Genomic DNA, 17,335 nt, shown 5'->3' with positions numbered 1-17,335 from the left:
ACTTCGATTTGTGGCGCTGTGGACATGGCGGAATTCCCATTCTTCGGCTTGACCGGACAGTCAGAATGTTCTCATTTTGTTCTCATGCCGTCAAGCGACAGACCAGACCCCAAAAGACGTTTTCCCCCGCCTTGGCGGATCGAGCGGGATGGCGATGAACGCTACTGCGTCCGGGACGCTAGCGGCTTCTTACTGGCGACGATTTACTGTCGGGACGACCTGCAACAATGGTCATTCGGCAGAGACCATCTAAGCAGCGACGAGGCGCGCCGCATTGCAACAGCCATCGCCCGTTTGCCTGATCTTCTGATGCAGCGGAGGGGATTCCGTCCGCGCGGGGGTGGCCATTCCGGTTGGAAGCCGGACCGCCCGTATCACGTGGCCATTGCGGATATGTATTTGCGGGAGCGATGGGACGAAATCAACGCGCTCTGCGCCCTTAACGGTGTCCCCCTGGATGCCACGGGAGAACATATTGAGCGCGGTGGCCTGTGGCGTGTGTACGAGTTTGCTTTGCAGCTTCACGCCATTCAGTTTTGGGCTAGGTTCGAAGGCCGCTGGCTGTGCGGTGAAGAGTTTATCTATCCCGAGCGACCGAATGACTTGCCACCGATGAAAGAGCTTAAGGGATGGCCGGCGTTTGATCCAAAGAAGGCGCGGCGGTAGCCCACGGGCAGAAGGTCTCAAATGCACCTCTTGTATTCCGGCGCAAGCCATTGCGATGAGCGAACGTTGAAGCGATTGCTGTTGGTCGCGTCACGCTTATCGTTTATGGACAGACCGTCTGTCATGACCGGCCACAACAGAGGCACCGTTGGTCATGAGTCGATGATCCGACGCTTCAATTGGGACGACTCGCCCGTTGCTATAGCAGCGCATGCACCGCAGGACCACGCGAAAAACGATGTATATTCGCATTACCTCAACGCGGACATTCGCAACGGCGAAATCGCGAACATCATATTAAATGGGTTGAACGACGACCTGTTCGCCGCGAAGTTTTTGCAACTTGGTGCGAACTATGGGGACGGCATCACAGGTAGATTAGTGCGCAACGCGCTTGTTCGTGCAGATGATCTCGTATCTGCGCATTGGTATGATGAATTCGATCCCAAGTATCTTTTTAAGATTGATAGCACTCGCGGATTGCGCGCAACGTTGCATTCTTTGGTTGAAGAGGCTTCCGTCCAAGTCACAAGTGCCCTGCTCGTTGCAGATGCCTTGGACGCATTTCCGGTTTCTGATGAGCCCCATCTTCTTGATCTTCTTGCGCAGCGGACGACGAACAAGGCTTACATTGGCGGCACCCCAAGTAACTCTTGGCTTGTTGGAATGGAATTCGCGCGAGCGGCAATACCGGACGAGGCTCTACAGCGTCTTTCGTTGGACGACGTGATCAAGTACCGAGCGAAAACTATCGACCAGTACGCGGCATGGTCGGCCGAAGTAAACCAAGTCGCCACGAAGATCGACGAACTGACAAGCGCTGAAGCTCAAACGAAGATTCCTAAATTGATTGCATCAGAACTGATGCCTAAGCTGGCGGCCTATCGCACTGACATGGCGGCGACGCGAGACGAGCTTTTTGCCGGTCTCTTAAAAGGCGTTCTCAATTTCAAGCCACCCGCTGTGTCTCTTGCTACGTTTAGCACTCTCGGCTTTGGTGCCGCCATTGCAGCATTCACGGCGACCGCAGCGGTTCCGCCCATTGTGGATTTTTTTAAGGAAAGACGAAAGTTGAGTCGCAAGCACGGTGTGTCATATCTTGTTGGCGTGTCCAGGCATGATGTTGATAACAAAGATTAGCATGTGCAACCTTTACAGCATCACAACGAACCAAGCCGCTATTCGCAATCTGTTTACGGCGACGCGCGACAGCGCCGGCAACCATCCATGCCCGCGATCTTCCCGGACAATCTAGCGCCAGTGTTCGGATGCATAGAGGCGAGCGCGAACTTGCTGCAAGTCCCTGATCTAAGTTTTGGTCCGTGACCGATGAGCCGCGTCCACCTCATTCATCGTTGCGCTTAGGCCAAGCCCGGCCTTCCGGCTCACAAACCAACCGAGCAGAAACATTGGCGCAGCCCCCAAGAGAGCCGCCGCGAGAAAAGCAAGCCTGCGGTCTTCAATGAACAGACCTATGCTCGCCATATTCGGTTGGCCGAAGAACCTTTTGAAAAAGAACTCGAAGAGGCCAAAAATCGCAGCACCGAAGCACGCTAAGAACATCGGGTATGATACATTTGCCTTGATCCAGGTCATCGTGCGCTCCCTTTCGCGCACTCTAACGTTGCGACGGGAGAGAGAAAGCGCCGGCTCACGCTGGGGTTAAAGTTGCGTGTATTTGAGCAGAACGCAGTTCAGCAGCGTTTGAAGCGCTTTGCGCTTTCTCTGACACGGACAGGCCGTCGTCTGCGTTTGCGGGCATCTGAATTCGCGTACCCGCCCGGAGTCCTGAATGATCTACCTTTACGTCGTCACGGGCTGCCGCACGTTGGACCACGGCGTGGTCAACGTTCAAAGCGGTTTTGGTACGGTGATGGCGACTAGCCGTGACGAAGCGCTCGGCAAGGCCGTGCAGATTTGGCACCGCGACAACCCGGAGCATAAAATGGTTTGCTTCAACGCAAGCGCGCGGCCTGATCTACAGGAGGTAAAGCCATCGAAAGTAAGGTAAGTTGGGCTGTGTTAGCTTTAACCCCAATGCACAAATTCGCGCGAACCATCATTCCTCTAGTAGGCGCGCGCGGCGTGATGACGATCAAGAGGCGTGGCTGCGGAGCGGAAGCCGTTGCGGCTTCGTAGAGTTCTTGCCGGAACAGCAGCTACGCGAGCTTTGGGATCGCTAAGGCGATCACGACGCGTATGAATGGATGGAAGGCATGGCGCGGTCTGCTAACACATAGCAACCGCTACTGCTTTTTTTCATACTTCCTGCGAAAGCTCTCATGCAGCGCGGCTGTCATTTCCTTCACTATCTTATCCCGTGCAATCCGATTCTCGACAATGACTTCGCGCCGCTGCTTGGCTTGTTCCTTCTTCACAGACTCTGGCAACCGCTGTCTATTACGAAGCCGGGATACTCTTTGTTAAACCAAAACGAGAACAGTTCGGCCTCGATAACGTTTGGTTTCAAGCCGAAGCGCTTCAAGCAATCGGCACGAATTTCCTCTCGGTCCCCACTTGGATTATCAATAAATGCGGCGCGCATTACATCATCTAACGACTTCATGTCAGCATTCCTCATGCACGAGTCTGATTTAAGGCTGACCATAAACTCAACGAAAAAATGCGCCATTGAACAACGGTTGAATGGACTACGCGCGAAAATATCCAACTGCTAAAATGCAGATGTGCCAGCGCGCGCCACTAAATTTAGAATTGAATTACTTTTAGTAGCAACGGCAAGCGATACGGGCGAACTTCAGAACGGACCGAGGAGCAGTTTATTTCCTGTCCAGAAAGAATTTGATCGGGACCAAAAGATTATGCAAGCGATGAGAGCGCCACGGCGACCACGACAAGTTTGAATGGTGCGAAGGAATGGCGCGGCTGGTAGAAATCGGTCGCGCTATACTAATGGCGCAAGCTCCCTCATAAATGCTCGGGTGGCATCAAATACTTCTTGCGCTTGCTCTTCTGTGTAAGTTTCCTTTGGATGGTTCGTCGGCACTCTCCACGCGCGATTGACGGCAACCAAATCCTGCTGAACGCGGTACCATTTCGTTTGTTGGTCACTTCCTACCGGCATCGCGTCAATAATAGGACGCATGTTTCCAGCCACCACACCCCATGCCAGCCCGCGACCATGCACGTCTTCGGTCGTCGCCCCCAGTTTAGTACCAATTATGCGAACCGCGCTCTCTAAGGCTCTCATTAGATGGAAGACAGTTGCAGTTGCCCTTCCGCAGGCAAGACACTTGCCTGCTTCTTCAATATCATCGCGGGCGCGCTCGAATTTGGCAAAAACTTCATCGCCGAAAAGTGGGGTTTCGGCACTGAAGTATGCCGAGTGACGCGCAGCAATGGCAAGAACAACCCGAGAGGCCAATTCGTCCTTGAACCGATTCGTAAGATCGCCGGCGTAGTATCGGTATCTACCCAGTACGAGCGGCGTCATGAATGACCAACGTTCACTCATCGTCGCCACGTCGCTTGACAACTGCAGTTCTTCGCTCGTTTTGATTTCGCTTTCGTTATGAATTATTTTTCTCAACTCGGTAGCTGAGGCTAACGAATGCGGCAGTTCAATCCGCGCAAGTTCCGCGCAAACAAAATCGATGTTGGATTTGATATCTTCGTGATTGCTAATTGGTATCACATGCGCATTTGCGGGATTAGTGCTATGGGCCATGTTAGAAAGACCGGTAATGTGAACAAACAAGCGGCCGCCATTGAACTGTTGCATCCTGACTACACTGCTCCTTCGATCCGTTCGGCGACGTACTGTCCCGTGCCTTCGTCAAAATGCGTCAGCTTCATTCGCAATGTTTTTTGAGGAAAGCATTCCAGAATTGATCGCGGTTCGGCCTTCGTGTCTTTGGCAATAGCTATGATGATGTGAAGAACGCCGTCGCAGTGCTCATACGCCCATTTAAGGTTTTCAAGCAGTTCGGTTCTGCCGGCTTTAGGCATCGCCTTTTCGCCCGGACGTAACTTGCTCCGGTAAATTCGACCGCGATCTTCGAATTGATCTTGCCAGAAGGTCACCGAAACGACCTTCCCGTCAGGGCTGCGGCCAGACCAGCTCCATCTTGGATTCTTCGGCACGGTGCCGAAAAATTCAAAGCATGCCTTGTGCGTCAACTTCCCCGCCACTTCCCCTCCCGACCGATCCGCCCGATGGCGCCGAGGGTGACACGACCAAACAACCCACTGCGTGAATGCGTATGATATAAGAAAGGAAACCTTAAATTGAAACTGCCTATCCCAGCGAACGATAACCGAAGGCCAATCAAACTCCTGACTTACAGCGATCTGCGGGCACGCGGCATAACGTACACATATCGTCACCTCTATAATTTGGAGGCACGCGGCAAGTTTCCGATCCGAGTCGCGATAGGAGATAATCGAATTGGTTGGATCGAAGCCGAAATTGATAACTGGCTTCACGCTCGCGCTGAGTTGCGCTTCGCGGCCTGACATAAACCAGCGCTTCCCATACGCTTCCCAAATCCACTGAAGATCGGGAAGCTGGGAAGCACTATCCAGCTAAGTTATTGAAATTGATGGTGGGGGAAGAAGGACTCGAACCTTCGAAGTCATAAGACGGCTGATTTACAGTCAGCTCCCTTTGCCACTCGGGACACTCCCCCGCCTGACGCCATCGGACCCAAGCCAACAAGACCTTGGCCCAACACGGCAGTCCCACCGAATAAGTGGCTGGACGGCCATGGATGACGTTAAAACGCGCGCCCGTAAACGGGCTCCCGGTTGGCGCGTTTATGACGGAAGCCATGGGGCAAAGTCAACCGACCCTGGCAGGAATATCCGCCCTTCCCGACCTCTTTCCGGGGGCCCCAAATTGCCATTATTCGGCATGCGTGAGACAAGCCAGGCATGAGCGATCGAGAACGAAAACAGCGATTCCAGCGTGGACCCGATAGAGGCCGCGATGGCCAAAGCGGTCAAAACCGGGACAAACCGCGCGATCAGGGCCGGCGGCCGCCCCGACGGGGCCGGGAATCCGGCGGCGATGGCCCGGCCATTCTCTATGGCTGGCATACCGTCACCATGGCGCTGGCCAATCCGCAGCGGAAAATCCTCAAGCTGATTCTGACCGAAAACGCCGCCCGGCGTCTTGCCGAGGAGAAGATCGATACCCGCGTGGCACCGGTCCTGGTCCGTCCGGACGAGATCGACCGCCGGCTGGGGCCCGATGCCGTCCATCAGGGCCTCTTGGCCGAGGTCGAGCCGCTGGAATCGCCCGATCTGGACAGCCTGTCCCAGGATGGCATCGTGCTGGTGCTCGACCAGATCACCGATCCGCACAATGTCGGCGCCATCCTGCGCTCGGCTGCGGCCTTTGCAGTCAAGGCGATCATCACCACGGCGCGGCACAGCCCGGAAGCCACCGGTGTCCTCGCGAAATCCGCCTCGGGCGCGCTGGAACTGGTGCCGATGATCACGGTGCCGAATCTGGCGCGGGCGCTGAACGAATTGAACGACCTCGGTTTCATGACCGTCGGTCTCGACAGCGAGGGCACCGAGAACATCAGCGCGATCCCGCTGCAGCAACCGCTGGCGCTGGTACTTGGCGCCGAAGGCAGCGGATTGCGGCGGCTGACGCGGGAAACCTGCAGCATCGTCGCCCGGCTCGACATGCCCGGCGAGATCAAGAGCCTCAACGTGTCGAACGCCGCCGTGCTTGCGCTCTATGTCGGCGCCAGCAAGCTCGGACTCATGGGCTAGAGCGTTTTCGAGCGAAGTGGTCCCGGTTCGCGTCAAGAAAACGCGTCAAAACAAGAATCCCTCTATCCAAAACGAAAACGCCCGCCCGCATTGCTGCGAGCGGGCGTTCGTCGTTCGATCAGATCAGTACGCGCGGCGATGCTGCTGCGACTGGTGATAACCACGCTGCGGTGCTGCGGCGCGCGGCGCATACATCACCTTCGGCGCGCCGTAGCGATGTGCCTGATGATAACCGGTGCGCGCCACATAGCTGCGCTGCGTAGTGCCGTAACGCGTGCGCGGCTGCATGCTGTAGCCGTAGCGATAGCTCGGGCGCGCACGATACTGGCTGCGCGACGGATAGCTGTAGATCGCCGGCGCGCGATAGGCCGGACCATAGGAGTAGTTCACCGGATTGGCATAGGGGCCGCCGTAATAGCCGCGACGATAGCCGTAACCTTGACCGTAACCCTGGCCATAGCCGCGCCAGCCGATCGCGGTTTCCTGATAGGTCGGAACCGGCGCGAACATGCCCGGGCCGCTGAAGGTCGGGCCCTGATTGGCGTAATAATACTGACGCGTCACCGGCGTCGGATCGGGCAGCCGCTCATAACCGGCGCCATAGCCGCAGGGGCTGACATAGGCCTGGCCGCAAGGCGAGCAGCCGTTTGAGGTGAACAGGCCGCCGCCGCAGGCCATTGCAGGCGCTGCGCTGGCAGTGGCGGTGACAACGGCAAATGCCGCAACCCATTTTGAAATCACGTTACGCATGAATACTCTCTCCTGTCGGGTGTCTTTTTTTGGTGTTGGTGATTGGTCGGTCAGCGTCGGAATTCCGGCGGTGCGACGATGACCTCAGGTGGATTGAACGGCACTTCATTATGCCGCTCCATCGGCGCGGATTTCGCCGACCAGTGCTCGTGGAAGCTCTCGGCCGGCTGTGGCAATTTGCGATTGGCCGGCGGCTCGATCTCGAGGCGCCCGTAGCCGGGCTTGTGGCCGAGGCTCGGATAGTAGTGGCCGACATTCGGAACCGGATCGACGTAACGACCGCCATAGACTGTCGGTTGAATATGAATGCCGCGCTGCAAGCCCCAATCGCCTTCGATCACGCGATAGGACGCATCGACGCCGTTGATGATGATCGGCACGCCGGGACGACCGGGCACGACGATGTTGAAACCATCGGCGGCTGCAGCCGGAAGCGTGGTCGCAATCACAAAAAGCAGTGCTGAAAGGGTTCGCATGGCCATGTCCTGCATCTCGGCGGTACGATATTCGAACGCCTGGCAGGATGGGTTAAGGGCGCGGTCTAAACTGCCGGTAAGCCTAACGCGCAAGCATCAGGCGAAGTTCAAATGCGCGGGATCGCAGCGTGGATTCGTTAACGCAACGGGCTCGCACGGCGATCTGATCCCGGTTGAACGCCGCCGCACGCGCGCCGCGCACATCTTGCGCATCGCCGTCGCAACGTGGTCTGATCCCTTCAGCCGTTGTCCCAGACATCTGCAGTCGTCATGTCCGGAGAGCCCCGATGAAGTTCCTCAGTGCAGCCATCATCCTGTCGACGCTGGTCGCGACCCCTGCTTTCGCGCGCCACTGGAAGCATCATCACAGCGCCGAAACCTTCGTCTTTGCCGCCCCCGGCCAGCCCTACCGGATCCAGTTCGGGCACAATTACGGTCCGGGTCTGCAGCCGGGCACCTTCGCCTATTACGACGGTCCCGTCGCCGCCCGCTGCAAGCAATCGGCGGCGGCCTATCGCGGCCAGGACGGCCGGGCGTATCCCTGCTTCTGATTAAGGTTCCACAGGCCGGTTGACGGGTGGGCAGATTGGCCACTGCGATCGAACTACTCAACCTCTGCCGCGTTGCTGCGCCGGAGGTGGCACATGCCCTACGCGCTATTCGAAGACGACCAGAAGCTCAGCCAGGAATTCCCGACCGAGGAGGACGTCTGGCAACATGCCGACGAAGCCGGACTCGTTGATGTTGTGGACGGCAAGACGGTGCTGGAGGACGGCTACACTATTCAGCCGTGCAGCACCGAAGAGGACACGGGCAAGCCGATCGCGGTACCGCCGGCAGTGACCTAGGAACGACTCTCACAATCCTTCGTTGGAAGACTGAGCGTCCTGAGCGCAGGATGGACGTTCCGAAAGTCCTGCCACCTCTCTAGGGGTGGTGGGGCTTTTGCTGTCGTAGCCATTGGTATGCAGTAGCCGCACAAACTCATCCATGGACGCGTTCAGTCGCCTGGCGCGCTCTTCAGATTCGGGCGTTGAGGTGCTGCCGAAAAGCCGGGTGATGGATTCGCGAAAAGTCATGCGATTCCCCTTACTCATTGAGACGCGCTTTGGTCGCGCGAACGGCAAATTGGTTCAACTCGCCGCGGGGCTTATTTAACAGTTTAGCACACACGCCGCTTGACGGCGAATCACATGAAGGATTCTCTATCCCCGTTCAGGGAGGCGGAGATGGAAGACCACTTCACTCACCAGTATTTCAGCCGGCAGTGTTTCGAGCGACATCACGCACGCGAGGTTTTGGAGCGCGCCCTCTGCGCAGGCGCCCTACTCTTCGGCCTGACGGCCTCGTTCGCAGCCTGTCTGTTTATTTGACACCCGTTCGCCTTCGGCGAACCTCCCACAGCCAGCCGCCCAAAGGCGTCAGCAGGCCGCTTGGAGATGCATTGTCGCTGACACGACGACGGAGCCAGATTCTGCACTGTGCCCCGTTAGGCTTAACCCGCTGACGCGCTTGCACTAACGTCGCTCAATCTAAATGATGACGCCATGAGTTGGGTCGAAGAGCGCGATCGTTTAATCGCGGAGACATTGGCATTTGTAAAAGAGGTCTCGGGCAACCAGCCCGAGCTGGCTGCGAAGTTGACCGTTGCGGTAGACGCCGAGATGAAATCCGCTGAAAATCCGAAGCAGATCGTCCCGGAACCTGCGCAGCCGATGAAGCTGACTGATCTCCGCGAAGACATCCGGAATCGCGTGGCATCATTCAAGGCACGGCAGCAGGAAATGCAGGACAAGCGGGAGGCCGATTATCAGGAGGTCCTCGCAAAAGTCCGGGCTACCTTGGAACAACGTTCATAGGTTGAACCCACCGATGGCGAGCCGGTGCGAAAAGACCGTTTTGGCCAAATTATTGAAATGGTGGTGCCGGTTGAGAGGATTGAACTCCCGACCTTCGGTTTACAAAACCTTAGCACATCGACGATTTAACAGCGTTCTCATACACTTAGCGTTTTAGCAGGCTGCATTCGAGGGCGTAAAAGGGCTTTACGCTTCTTGCGGGACGGATATTTGAAGGACAGTTGAGGGACACCCAGCTTCTTCCAGTATGCCGAGATGACCGCCGTGGCCTCCTTCTGAAAATCAGGGGAGAACTCCGCATACCTTTCTGTGGTGCCCCCGCCATGGCCCAACTGCCCCTGGACCTCCCACTTCTGGACCCCCGCAATCCGCATCTGCCGGGAGAGCGTGTGGCGCCATGAGTAAAGGGTTACTTCCTCGTCCAGCTTGGCCCGCACCTTCGCCTCCCCCCATGCCGTCCTGACCGACCTCACCGGCTCCCCGCGGAACCGGATGACCCGCCCTTCCCCGCGCAGGGGCCAAAGAATGTCCCGCACGAACTTGGGCATCTTCACAACCGGACGCCGTTTCTTGTTCTGGCGACGGCCGGCTTTGTTCAGGTTGATGAGGTCATGCTCAAAATCGACCTGGGACCACTCCAGCTGCATGATGGCGCTCGGTCGGGCCAGCGTGCCGATGAGCAGGACGTTCAGCAGCCAGACATGGGGCGGCAGCTCGACCAGCAGCCTCCGGCCTTCCTCGATGGTGAGCGGGCGCCCCATGGGCTCCTGCTCACCAACCTCAGCCAGGGAGAACGGCGGCGCGGACTTCAGCTCCCCTTTCTTCCACGCCAGACGAACCGCAGCGCGTCCTGTGCTGATAATGTTGTTGACGGTCTGGGGTGCCTTACCGGACTCCAGCAAAGCGGTTTTAAAGCGCTCCTGCTCGACGAACGATGTCGCATGGTCAACCGACGCATCACCGAAATGCTCAAGCCAATAGTTGCAGTGAGTTTTGGTGCTTGAGGCGTTCGATGTGTGTTGGCCGCGCGCGTCCCAATAGCGAGCGATGACTTCAGCAAGTAAAACTTCGTCAGCAGGACGCTCCGGCTTGGACTGGAGAATGAACCAGTCCGTCAGCCGCTGTTTTGCTTCTTCAAAATCCGCTGTGCCGAGGCTGACGCGTTGGGGAGAGCGTCCTTCTTGCCAGCATCGATACCAGGCTTTGCTCCCGGCTCGCTGTCCGAGCCAGTAAGGGCCAAGTTTAAATTCGCGGGCGCCGTATCGTCCGGCCATGGTGCTGTCCCCAATAAAATCATATCGGCAATATGAAAGCCCATGTAGCGAACGCCATCGTCACCGGCTTTAACGAAGCGCACCTTGCCTGCCCGGCGCCAACGCTTCAGCGTGGAGAGATCGCGCCGGATGAAAGCAGCAGCCTCCTTCTCCGCGTAATCGCGGTAGAGTTTGAAGCCATATTCAAGGGCGACTTGTCCGCGCATGCTCTCGTGCTCTTCGCTCACTCTCGTTCTCCGGACATAAGATTCGCGCGAGTCCGCGCAATGGTCTAGCTGCAATTTTTTCCGAGGCGAAAAAGGATTTCGAGATACATCGGGAGTCCGAAGGCGATGATGACTACCAACATCGCGCCTGCGATTTTGATGATGTTCTGACTCACAACAGCAAGAACGAAATACGCTAAGGCTATGAAGTGAATCGGGAAAAGCCACGGTTCGAATACCGGGCCGAGATGTCGGCCCCAGCACCATACAAAGGGGTAGTTCAGGTACTCCGCCGATGCCCAATTGAAGAGGAAGACAGCGGCGACCAAAGTAGCCGCCCCCTCCTTAGTGCCAGGCGCTTTTACGTCCGCTGCCATGCTTCCGTTTCCTGCGCTGATTATGGGGTTTGGGGCGGGGCCGAACACCCCGCGCCAGAGGGCTTTGGAAGGCATGGCGGGGCGACCTGTTAAGCCAGGCTTGCCAGAGCGCCCCGACGATTGCCGAGATTATGCGAACCGCCAGCGTGACGAAGAAGATGAAGAGCTGAGTGGCTAGCTTCAGGACGGCTTCGATGAGCTTCATGGAAGTGGGCGGCCCGAAGGCCGCCGTCCTTTCACAGGCGACGCAACTCAACGGGCAAACCGTTGACGATACCGTAGACCCATCCACCGGTTTCCATTCTGCCGGTGCCCGGGTTCCGCCACCGACCCACATATTCTGCTCTCAGCTTTCCCTTTCGGTTGGCATAGAGGCGCTTGAGTTCGTAGGTCGTGTACCCAGCCGAAGTCGTATAGGTTGGGCGATAGGATCGCAGCCGCTGAGCATCAGCAGAGAGCATATCTACACTTGGACGGAGTTTTCCCCGACCCAACCCGCGAGCGAGGTCGTTTGCCGCCTTCCAAAGAGTGAGGGCTTGCATAACCCGCCTCACCGGAACGTCACGACGAATGACAAGATGCTTGGACATATCTCCCTCCTTCAGATGTAGATTTTGACAGGAAAGGTCTCGTCAATGACGGCTTTTCCGTCCCTGACCTTGAAGCGCCAGGACTGGCGCTCGACCCGGTGTGAAAGGGCGTCATAAGCGACGACACCCCGGTACACGACCGTCTCTCCCGTCACCTTGGAGATATCCACTCGCTCAAGCGCGGATTGGAAGACCTTGCCGCAGACGACCACAGGGTGGGCGGCTTCGGTAAGTATCTTAAGGGCGACGTGGTCGATCCGTTCAGGGAGGAAGTCGACCGTACCAGCTGGTCGATCCTCAACAGCGACGTTTCGGGTTTGGGCACTTTGGGCAAGGCGAGCTACGGACATTGCAATCTCCCGCGGAATGCCAAGGGACGGCGCCCCTTTAGGCATGTTCACGAAAGCCGAAACATCCAGAACACGACATGATTATTTGATATTATTTTGTGGGCTGATTCTGGGGTACACATGGCAAAACGGGCGCGGGGGACGAACACCGGCAATGTTCAGGATCGACGTTCGATCAAGGTGCCTGACGAAATATGGAAATACGTCGAACGGTGGGCGGAAGAGCAAGACAAATCGGAAGCGGCAATCATTCGCTCGCTTATAGAAGCCACCGTAAGGAACAGTACCATACTTGCTGCTCAGGCAGTCCAACTTGAACTTTATATAGCAACCGCTGCAAAACTCTCGAATGATGTTGTGCAAAATTGCGTTAACATACCGAATTATGTCGAAGAGCTAAGGGCGATTGGCCGCCCCTACGAACAAGATCGTCTATCCCGGCTGAAGCACATCGCAGTTGACGCTGGCAGTCTTGCTAAAGACCTGCGCGCTTTCATCGATACACTACCGCAAGAGCCAAAAGCGGTGCCGGCCCCACCTACCCTCGGATGGTGGGGCCGCCGGCGATGAGCACTTCGTACACCTCACTGCCTCTTGGTGCCATCGGTGCATTCCTGCAACGTCTGTTATCAGTGCCATGGGAATAGGAGACCATATGAGTTGTGGATGACCACAACTCTAAAGCTCCGCATACTGTGGCAACATGGCGATACCATTCATCAAGCATTCGTTCGTCGGGAAATCGACGCAGGCGCAGGCGTACACTGCTGCCGCGCACGTGCGTTATATATCGCGTGAGAAAGCCACGGTATATCGCTACGCTGAGCGGATGCCGCTACATTACCACGCCGCTCAGCGCTTCCTAAATGAGCGCGAGGACAGCATCCGCAAAAACGGGCGCATCATCGATAAGCTAGTCATCTCCATTCCCCGCGAGATGACCATGGACCAAGCTGTGGACACCATCCGCAGCTTTGGTTTCCAGCTCAGTGACGGACGAGCGCCGTTTTACTTCACGATTCAGGATTGGGGAAAAAATAATCCGCACGCGCATTTCATATATGTCGATGCCGATATTTCGACCGGCAAACGGGTCTTTAGAACCACCGACCGCGACAGTTCCGACCGGATTAAGGCGCTGTGGGAAAACGTCTGCAACAAGGAGCTGCACGCCCTCGGCATCGATGCCAGCATCAGCTTCCAGGAAGCTGCCGAGAAGAAGGCGCAAAGGCTGGAGGAAGAGCGGTACGTCAACGACAATCAGGCGGGCGAGCAAACCACTCCGCAAAACGACCAGCATGACGCTCTACAAGGCATGGACAGTGGCGAGCAAAACCATGTTGCGGACGAGCGGAATATGGTGCCCCCAGACGCCCCCTCAAACGAATTTGAGGAGCAGGATGACGAGCCTATCCCTGACGAGGAAGAAACCCTCGCAGAGGACGCCGACGACGGCGAAGAAGCCATGTCCCTCCCCGTGTCGAAAAGGCTGGAGAACGCCAAGCAGGATCTCCGTGAACTCAGGATTCTCGATCACAAGCGTAGGGAAGCCGTAAAGCTCCAGGCCGATTACACCTACTGGCGCGGAGAAGCCCAGACCGCCCGGCAGAAAGCCGAGCTGGCTAAGGACGCTCATGAGGACGCCCTCACCCGCACGGAAACTGCCAAGCTCCAGTATGAGCAGACCCACTTCATGGGTTTCCGGCGCGGCATCAATTTCAAGCTTGGGCCGCTGCACATCGTCACCCCCGGCATCGAGAAAGCCATCCGGGCGGAGGCCGAGAAGTCCAAGGCCGAATATTCGGAGGCAGTTAAGGCGGCGAACTTCCGGGATGCCAACGTGCATGCCAACTACGCCGGGCAGAAGGTCTTCGAGCTGGAGCAGAAAGTGGCCGGCATCGAGCGCTCCATTGACCTGCATGAGCGCATCAATGGCCAGCTTCAGGATTTCGATAATGCCGAGGTCTTCCTAAACGAGATGGTCAAGGACGACCTTGAAGGCCTCACACCCGGCCAGGTGCTGGATGCTTACGAGAACGACGAGCTTTCCGCGGCTGAGGCAAAGGAGATTCTGGAGCACATGGGACACTCCGAGCTGATTGAATTGCTCGAAGCCCCCGCGCCCAGCATCCGGCACTAGCGTAGGATGGGTTTACCCCGCTTCATGTAGAACGTGGCCAGCCCCTTCACCGAGAGATTGTCCACAACGACGAAGGACGATCCGGCTTTGGCCCGCCGCAGTTCGTCCGCCTTAACCCGGCGCCGGGCTTGTTCGTTCTTTCCGCTGCTTTCCCCGTGCGCGGACTGGCTATGTGAGCCGCTTTCGATGGTCATGTCTCCGATCATCCGACTGTAGGTTTCATTGACCTCCATATCCTGATTACCGGGAAGGATGATGTGGTCACAGCCGTTGAACAGGGTTTTGGCGCCCTTGCCGTAAAGCTCCTCCATCGCAGCCAGGCTCAGTACGCCGATCCACTGGCTATACCCGGCCTTCCGAAGTTCGTTGTGGCCATCGATGACCGCGGTACAGGTGCCTAGCCTGGCAAACTCATCCACGAAAGCCTGCACGCCCCGAGGATTTTCCATCCCGGTTACGTCCCACTGACGACGGATGGAGTTGATGAGGTTTACAAACACCGCCCGCGCAAAGTCACCGCCGCCCGGAGCCAAACCAGTCCGAACGAAGATTGCGCATGGCTTCTCGCTGGTCAGCATCTCATCGAAATTCCAGCCACAGGGCTTTTCTGCCGTCCGCTCGACCTTAGACACCTCGCGGATCGCGTCGAGTGTCCACGGATCAAGCTTGCGGAGCGTGGTAGATTCCATGCCGATACCCTCGTCACCTTTCATGCGACTGAAGATCTCCATCGCATTGAAGTCGTGAGGGGCCGCCTCCATCCGCTTGAACAGAGCTTCCCGCTTCTTCTTGCTCATCAGCTCATCGACACATTCAGGGACACTTCGTTTCCCGCCCTCGATCTGGTTGAGGGTCAGAACGTCCTCAAGCATGATACGGGCAAAATCCACGAAGTGCGGCTGCCGAGAGCCCGGCTCCGGCGCAATGAGCCCGTGAGTGAGAGCTTTCAGACTTGTCTTGTAGTGGATGCTTTTGAAGTCGAGATAGGACTGCACATCGTAGGTCACGCCTGCGGACGGATTGACCAGGTCAATCTTCTCGCAGCTGTAGCCCAGTGCTTCGAGCGTCGGCTTGCCGTGCTCCCACAGCTCATTGGAGATATCGTGGACGAACAGGTGCTCCCGCTTCTCGTAATGCACGAGAGCTTTTGCCTTGAAGTTCGCCAGGACATTCTGAGACTTTCCCTGCCCCGGTCCAGCGATCACGATTGAACCCCGGTTCTTCCTGCCAAACACGCGCTTGCCGGATTCGGTGAAGCACAGGAGAAAGCCGCGTGGATCTAGCGCGCCACTCGCTTTCAATTCCTTATCTGTCGCCCACGATGCATCGCCGTGTGTGGTTGGCCCCTTATGCTCTCTGAAGAGATGCCATCCATACTTCGCAACGTCGAACAACGCGATGATGATAGCCCATACGAGCCTCACGACGCCGAAGGTAACAGCAACTATCATTCCTACCATGTTAACCCGCCTCCGTTGATTGGACACGTCCAACCTATCGAAGGCGTAGAAACTGGCCTGAGTGATCGCGGGGCTTTAGGGGGCGTGAGAGCGCATCCCGATTTTGTTTTACGACCCTTTCAATCACGCGCAGACTGAAACCGCAGTTCAACTGCGAAACATCCCAATCATCACCTTTCAAAGGAGCAACGCATATGCGCGCGGCTGATCTCTACGCGTCTGTAACTCAACGCATCATCACAGAACTGAAGGAAGGAGTGGCCCCTTGGGCAAGACCTTGGAAAGACGGCACCAGAGGCCTTACAACGCTTCCGGCAAACGCTGTTTCCGGCCGCATGTATTCCGGAATAAATGTCCTCATTCTCTACATGGAGGCCATGGACAAGGGATACAGCTCACACGGCTGGTGCACCTTTCAGCAAGCCAACTCCATCGGCGCGACCGTCCGTAAGGGCGAGAAATCCACTCAGGTGGTTTTCGTGAAGCGTGTCGAGAAGGAGGAAGACGGTCAGGTCAAGAAAAGCACGGTCATGAAGCCCTATGCGGTCTTCAACCTTGCTCAGCTCGATAAGCTGCCTCCGAACTACGTGGAGGCTCCGCCGCCGGTCGAACAGGAAGTGGCTCACGACCAGGCTCTTCTCCTGCAGAAGGGCTCCGGCGTGAAGATCGTTCACGGTGGCAACAAGGCCGCGTACTATCCGCAGAGAGATGAGATTGTTCTTCCTCCCTTCGGAAGCTTCGTCGATGAAGCAGCTTACTGGGGCGTATCAAACCACGAGCTGGTTCATGCTACCGGCCATCAATCCCGAATCGGCCGGAAGCTGAACAGCAAGTTCGGCAAGAACGGATACGCTCACGAAGAGCTGATTGCAGAGCTTGGAAGTGCGTTTCTTTCAGCCCGGCTCGGCATCCCGGCAACCTTCCGGTCGGCGGCCTACATCGGGCACTGGCTGGAGGTTCTGGGCAATGACAATACCGCAGTCTTCAATGCGGCATCACACGCCTCGCAGGCTGCCAATTGGCTCTGGGAAACGGCGTTCTATGCCGAGAATGACGACACCCCTGCGGTCGAGCGGCAACGCCCGACATCGGACAGCGAAATGAGCGACGCTATCCCCTTCTAACGTGTGGCCCCCGCAATGGGGGCCACTTCTATGCGCAGACGCCGTTGTCTAACAGGCTCTTCTCGCCCTTCGGCGTAAGCTGATAAAGATCGCCGTCCTTCTGGACATAGCCGTCCAGCACCAGCTCTTCAGCCTTGGCTGTATCATCAAAGGCGAAAGCGTTATCGATTTCCCGCAAGACCGTCAGTTGATCGTCCGTAAGCATGGGAACCTCCGTTTCCCTTACAACATGGGAACCGGCGGCTTGTTCCTATTCGCAATGTCGCAGGTAACCGCGGTTCTGGAGGGCACAGGCCTCTTTCACCCTGCGGATTTTCT

24 protein-coding genes and 1 tRNA gene are annotated in these 17,335 nt (G+C 56.9%); 10 read left to right on the top strand and 15 right to left on the bottom strand.

Annotation, left to right across the window (positions count from 1 at the left end; all coding sequences use genetic code 11):
* Positions 1-24: 24 nt before the first annotated feature.
* Both AC1DUY_RS21730 and AC1DUY_RS21725 read left to right on the top strand, forming a co-directional pair.
* Positions 25-666 (top strand): hypothetical protein, encoded by a 642-nt coding sequence (locus tag AC1DUY_RS21730; RefSeq protein ID WP_478116978.1) that lies wholly within the window; start codon positions 25-27, stop codon positions 664-666.
* Between the two features lie 123 nt (positions 667-789).
* Positions 790-1,806 carry a hypothetical protein gene (locus AC1DUY_RS21725; protein WP_478116976.1) on the top strand — a complete coding sequence of 339 codons (1,017 nt, stop codon included), beginning with the start codon at positions 790-792 and terminating at the stop codon, positions 1,804-1,806.
* A gap of 168 nt (positions 1,807-1,974) precedes the next feature.
* Here the strand turns inward: AC1DUY_RS21725 and AC1DUY_RS21720 are convergent, their stop codons facing one another.
* Positions 1,975-2,262, bottom strand: coding sequence for a hypothetical protein (locus AC1DUY_RS21720; RefSeq protein WP_478116975.1), 288 nt, complete (start codon positions 2,260-2,262; stop codon positions 1,975-1,977).
* Positions 2,263-2,458: 196 nt separating this feature from the next.
* Here AC1DUY_RS21720 and AC1DUY_RS21715 point away from each other — a divergent pair, with 196 nt between their 5' ends.
* Positions 2,459-2,677, top strand: coding sequence for a hypothetical protein (locus AC1DUY_RS21715; RefSeq protein ID WP_478116973.1), 219 nt, complete (start codon positions 2,459-2,461; stop codon positions 2,675-2,677).
* Between the two features lie 363 nt (positions 2,678-3,040).
* Here AC1DUY_RS21715 and AC1DUY_RS21710 read toward each other — a convergent pair whose 3' ends face one another.
* The 4 genes from AC1DUY_RS21710 to AC1DUY_RS21695 form a co-directional block, all read right to left on the bottom strand.
* Positions 3,041-3,232: a hypothetical protein gene (locus AC1DUY_RS21710; protein ID WP_478116971.1), complete on the bottom strand. Its 192-nt coding sequence runs from the start codon at positions 3,230-3,232 to the stop codon at positions 3,041-3,043.
* 339 nt (positions 3,233-3,571) lie between these two features.
* Complete coding sequence (locus tag AC1DUY_RS21705; protein WP_478116969.1) at positions 3,572-4,408, bottom strand: hypothetical protein; 837 nt, start codon at positions 4,406-4,408, stop codon at positions 3,572-3,574.
* 5 nt (positions 4,409-4,413) lie between these two features.
* A complete protein-coding gene (locus AC1DUY_RS21700; protein ID WP_478116967.1) occupies positions 4,414-5,145 on the bottom strand; it encodes a hypothetical protein in 732 nt (243 codons plus the stop codon).
* Between the two features lie 84 nt (positions 5,146-5,229).
* Positions 5,230-5,315: transfer RNA gene (locus AC1DUY_RS21695), tRNA-Tyr, on the bottom strand.
* 244 nt (positions 5,316-5,559) lie between these two features.
* On the opposite strand from AC1DUY_RS21695, the gene rlmB reads away from it, so the two are divergent.
* Entirely contained in the window at positions 5,560-6,411 is an 852-nt protein-coding gene (rlmB, locus tag AC1DUY_RS21690; RefSeq protein ID WP_478116965.1) for a 23S rRNA (guanosine(2251)-2'-O)-methyltransferase RlmB, read from the top strand.
* Positions 6,412-6,534: 123 nt separating this feature from the next.
* On the opposite strand, the gene AC1DUY_RS21685 is transcribed toward rlmB, so the two are convergent.
* Complete coding sequence (locus AC1DUY_RS21685) at positions 6,535-7,161, bottom strand: hypothetical protein (protein WP_478116963.1); 627 nt, start codon at positions 7,159-7,161, stop codon at positions 6,535-6,537.
* A 50-nt stretch (positions 7,162-7,211) separates the two neighbouring features.
* Positions 7,212-7,637 carry a hypothetical protein gene (locus AC1DUY_RS21680; protein ID WP_093762178.1) on the bottom strand — a complete coding sequence of 142 codons (426 nt, stop codon included), beginning with the start codon at positions 7,635-7,637 and terminating at the stop codon, positions 7,212-7,214.
* Between the two features lie 287 nt (positions 7,638-7,924).
* Between AC1DUY_RS21680 and AC1DUY_RS21675 the strand changes: the two genes are divergently transcribed.
* Positions 7,925-8,188, top strand: a complete 264-nt coding sequence (locus AC1DUY_RS21675; RefSeq protein ID WP_478116961.1) for a hypothetical protein — start codon at positions 7,925-7,927, stop codon at positions 8,186-8,188.
* 93 nt (positions 8,189-8,281) lie between these two features.
* Positions 8,282-8,485, top strand: coding sequence for a hypothetical protein (locus AC1DUY_RS21670; RefSeq protein WP_089264883.1), 204 nt, complete (start codon positions 8,282-8,284; stop codon positions 8,483-8,485).
* 9 nt (positions 8,486-8,494) lie between these two features.
* Here AC1DUY_RS21670 and AC1DUY_RS21665 read toward each other — a convergent pair whose 3' ends face one another.
* The gene (locus AC1DUY_RS21665) at positions 8,495-8,716 is read right to left on the bottom strand and encodes a hypothetical protein (RefSeq protein WP_478116958.1); all 222 of its coding nucleotides are present in this window, start codon (positions 8,714-8,716) and stop codon (positions 8,495-8,497) included.
* A 468-nt stretch (positions 8,717-9,184) separates the two neighbouring features.
* On the opposite strand from AC1DUY_RS21665, the gene AC1DUY_RS21660 reads away from it, so the two are divergent.
* Positions 9,185-9,496 carry a hypothetical protein gene (locus AC1DUY_RS21660; RefSeq protein ID WP_478116956.1) on the top strand — a complete coding sequence of 104 codons (312 nt, stop codon included), beginning with the start codon at positions 9,185-9,187 and terminating at the stop codon, positions 9,494-9,496.
* Between the two features lie 137 nt (positions 9,497-9,633).
* On the opposite strand, the gene AC1DUY_RS21655 is transcribed toward AC1DUY_RS21660, so the two are convergent.
* The 5 genes from AC1DUY_RS21655 to AC1DUY_RS21635 form a co-directional block, all read right to left on the bottom strand.
* Positions 9,634-10,257, bottom strand: a complete 624-nt coding sequence (locus AC1DUY_RS21655) for a tyrosine-type recombinase/integrase (protein WP_478117261.1) — start codon at positions 10,255-10,257, stop codon at positions 9,634-9,636.
* Positions 10,258-10,610: 353 nt separating this feature from the next.
* Positions 10,611-10,997, bottom strand: coding sequence for a hypothetical protein (locus AC1DUY_RS21650; protein WP_478116954.1), 387 nt, complete (start codon positions 10,995-10,997; stop codon positions 10,611-10,613).
* Positions 10,998-11,041: 44 nt separating this feature from the next.
* Positions 11,042-11,353 carry a hypothetical protein gene (locus AC1DUY_RS21645; protein ID WP_478116953.1) on the bottom strand — a complete coding sequence of 104 codons (312 nt, stop codon included), beginning with the start codon at positions 11,351-11,353 and terminating at the stop codon, positions 11,042-11,044.
* A 236-nt stretch (positions 11,354-11,589) separates the two neighbouring features.
* Positions 11,590-11,943 (bottom strand): hypothetical protein, encoded by a 354-nt coding sequence (locus tag AC1DUY_RS21640; RefSeq protein WP_478116951.1) that lies wholly within the window; start codon positions 11,941-11,943, stop codon positions 11,590-11,592.
* Positions 11,944-11,954: 11 nt separating this feature from the next.
* The gene (locus AC1DUY_RS21635; protein WP_478116949.1) at positions 11,955-12,293 is read right to left on the bottom strand and encodes a hypothetical protein; all 339 of its coding nucleotides are present in this window, start codon (positions 12,291-12,293) and stop codon (positions 11,955-11,957) included.
* Positions 12,294-12,413: 120 nt separating this feature from the next.
* On the opposite strand from AC1DUY_RS21635, the gene AC1DUY_RS21630 reads away from it, so the two are divergent.
* Both AC1DUY_RS21630 and AC1DUY_RS21625 read left to right on the top strand, forming a co-directional pair.
* Entirely contained in the window at positions 12,414-12,863 is a 450-nt protein-coding gene (locus AC1DUY_RS21630; RefSeq protein ID WP_478116947.1) for a hypothetical protein, read from the top strand.
* A 133-nt stretch (positions 12,864-12,996) separates the two neighbouring features.
* On the top strand, positions 12,997-14,433 hold the full coding sequence (locus AC1DUY_RS21625) for a hypothetical protein (protein WP_478116945.1): 1,437 nt from the start codon (positions 12,997-12,999) through the stop codon (positions 14,431-14,433).
* On the opposite strand, the gene AC1DUY_RS21620 is transcribed toward AC1DUY_RS21625, so the two are convergent.
* A complete protein-coding gene (locus AC1DUY_RS21620; RefSeq protein ID WP_478116943.1) occupies positions 14,430-15,893 on the bottom strand; it encodes a type IV secretory system conjugative DNA transfer family protein in 1,464 nt (487 codons plus the stop codon). The two genes, AC1DUY_RS21625 and AC1DUY_RS21620, sit on opposite strands and share 4 nt — an antisense overlap.
* A 194-nt stretch (positions 15,894-16,087) precedes the next feature.
* Here AC1DUY_RS21620 and AC1DUY_RS21615 point away from each other — a divergent pair, with 194 nt between their 5' ends.
* The gene (locus AC1DUY_RS21615; RefSeq protein WP_478116941.1) at positions 16,088-17,017 is read left to right on the top strand and encodes an ArdC family protein; all 930 of its coding nucleotides are present in this window, start codon (positions 16,088-16,090) and stop codon (positions 17,015-17,017) included.
* A gap of 28 nt (positions 17,018-17,045) precedes the next feature.
* Here AC1DUY_RS21615 and AC1DUY_RS21610 read toward each other — a convergent pair whose 3' ends face one another.
* The gene (locus AC1DUY_RS21610) at positions 17,046-17,222 is read right to left on the bottom strand and encodes a hypothetical protein (RefSeq protein ID WP_478116939.1); all 177 of its coding nucleotides are present in this window, start codon (positions 17,220-17,222) and stop codon (positions 17,046-17,048) included.
* Positions 17,223-17,335 lie beyond the last annotated feature (113 nt).

It is taken from the genome of Tardiphaga sp. P4_G1 (assembly GCF_056401215.1).
The sequence above is the reverse complement of the archived record's forward strand: the minus strand, read 5'-3'. Positions and strand labels throughout refer to the sequence as shown.

What these genes read in the sequence shown, in the direction of transcription:
- AC1DUY_RS21730 (WP_478116978.1), top strand. Translation starts at nt 25, where the DNA reads ATGGCGGAATTCCCATTCTTCGGCTTGACCGGACAGTCAGAATGTTCT.
- AC1DUY_RS21725 (WP_478116976.1), top strand. Translation starts at nt 790, where the DNA reads ATGACCGGCCACAACAGAGGCACCGTTGGTCATGAGTCGATGATCCGA.
- AC1DUY_RS21720 (WP_478116975.1), bottom strand. Translation starts at nt 2,262, where the DNA reads ATGACCTGGATCAAGGCAAATGTATCATACCCGATGTTCTTAGCGTGC.
- AC1DUY_RS21715 (WP_478116973.1), top strand. Translation starts at nt 2,459, where the DNA reads ATGATCTACCTTTACGTCGTCACGGGCTGCCGCACGTTGGACCACGGC.
- AC1DUY_RS21710 (WP_478116971.1), bottom strand. Translation starts at nt 3,232, where the DNA reads ATGAAGTCGTTAGATGATGTAATGCGCGCCGCATTTATTGATAATCCA.
- AC1DUY_RS21705 (WP_478116969.1), bottom strand. Translation starts at nt 4,408, where the DNA reads ATGCAACAGTTCAATGGCGGCCGCTTGTTTGTTCACATTACCGGTCTT.
- AC1DUY_RS21700 (WP_478116967.1), bottom strand. Translation starts at nt 5,145, where the DNA reads ATGTCAGGCCGCGAAGCGCAACTCAGCGCGAGCGTGAAGCCAGTTATC.
- rlmB (WP_478116965.1), top strand. Translation starts at nt 5,560, where the DNA reads ATGAGCGATCGAGAACGAAAACAGCGATTCCAGCGTGGACCCGATAGA.
- AC1DUY_RS21685 (WP_478116963.1), bottom strand. Translation starts at nt 7,161, where the DNA reads ATGCGTAACGTGATTTCAAAATGGGTTGCGGCATTTGCCGTTGTCACC.
- AC1DUY_RS21680 (WP_093762178.1), bottom strand. Translation starts at nt 7,637, where the DNA reads ATGCGAACCCTTTCAGCACTGCTTTTTGTGATTGCGACCACGCTTCCG.
- AC1DUY_RS21675 (WP_478116961.1), top strand. Translation starts at nt 7,925, where the DNA reads ATGAAGTTCCTCAGTGCAGCCATCATCCTGTCGACGCTGGTCGCGACC.
- AC1DUY_RS21670 (WP_089264883.1), top strand. Translation starts at nt 8,282, where the DNA reads ATGCCCTACGCGCTATTCGAAGACGACCAGAAGCTCAGCCAGGAATTC.
- AC1DUY_RS21665 (WP_478116958.1), bottom strand. Translation starts at nt 8,716, where the DNA reads ATGACTTTTCGCGAATCCATCACCCGGCTTTTCGGCAGCACCTCAACG.
- AC1DUY_RS21660 (WP_478116956.1), top strand. Translation starts at nt 9,185, where the DNA reads ATGAGTTGGGTCGAAGAGCGCGATCGTTTAATCGCGGAGACATTGGCA.
- AC1DUY_RS21655 (WP_478117261.1), bottom strand. Translation starts at nt 10,257, where the DNA reads ATGGGGCGCCCGCTCACCATCGAGGAAGGCCGGAGGCTGCTGGTCGAG.
- AC1DUY_RS21645 (WP_478116953.1), bottom strand. Translation starts at nt 11,353, where the DNA reads ATGGCAGCGGACGTAAAAGCGCCTGGCACTAAGGAGGGGGCGGCTACT.
- AC1DUY_RS21640 (WP_478116951.1), bottom strand. Translation starts at nt 11,943, where the DNA reads ATGTCCAAGCATCTTGTCATTCGTCGTGACGTTCCGGTGAGGCGGGTT.
- AC1DUY_RS21635 (WP_478116949.1), bottom strand. Translation starts at nt 12,293, where the DNA reads ATGTCCGTAGCTCGCCTTGCCCAAAGTGCCCAAACCCGAAACGTCGCT.
- AC1DUY_RS21630 (WP_478116947.1), top strand. Translation starts at nt 12,414, where the DNA reads ATGGCAAAACGGGCGCGGGGGACGAACACCGGCAATGTTCAGGATCGA.
- AC1DUY_RS21625 (WP_478116945.1), top strand. Translation starts at nt 12,997, where the DNA reads ATGGCGATACCATTCATCAAGCATTCGTTCGTCGGGAAATCGACGCAG.
- AC1DUY_RS21620 (WP_478116943.1), bottom strand. Translation starts at nt 15,893, where the DNA reads ATGGTAGGAATGATAGTTGCTGTTACCTTCGGCGTCGTGAGGCTCGTA.
- AC1DUY_RS21615 (WP_478116941.1), top strand. Translation starts at nt 16,088, where the DNA reads ATGCGCGCGGCTGATCTCTACGCGTCTGTAACTCAACGCATCATCACA.
- AC1DUY_RS21610 (WP_478116939.1), bottom strand. Translation starts at nt 17,222, where the DNA reads ATGCTTACGGACGATCAACTGACGGTCTTGCGGGAAATCGATAACGCT.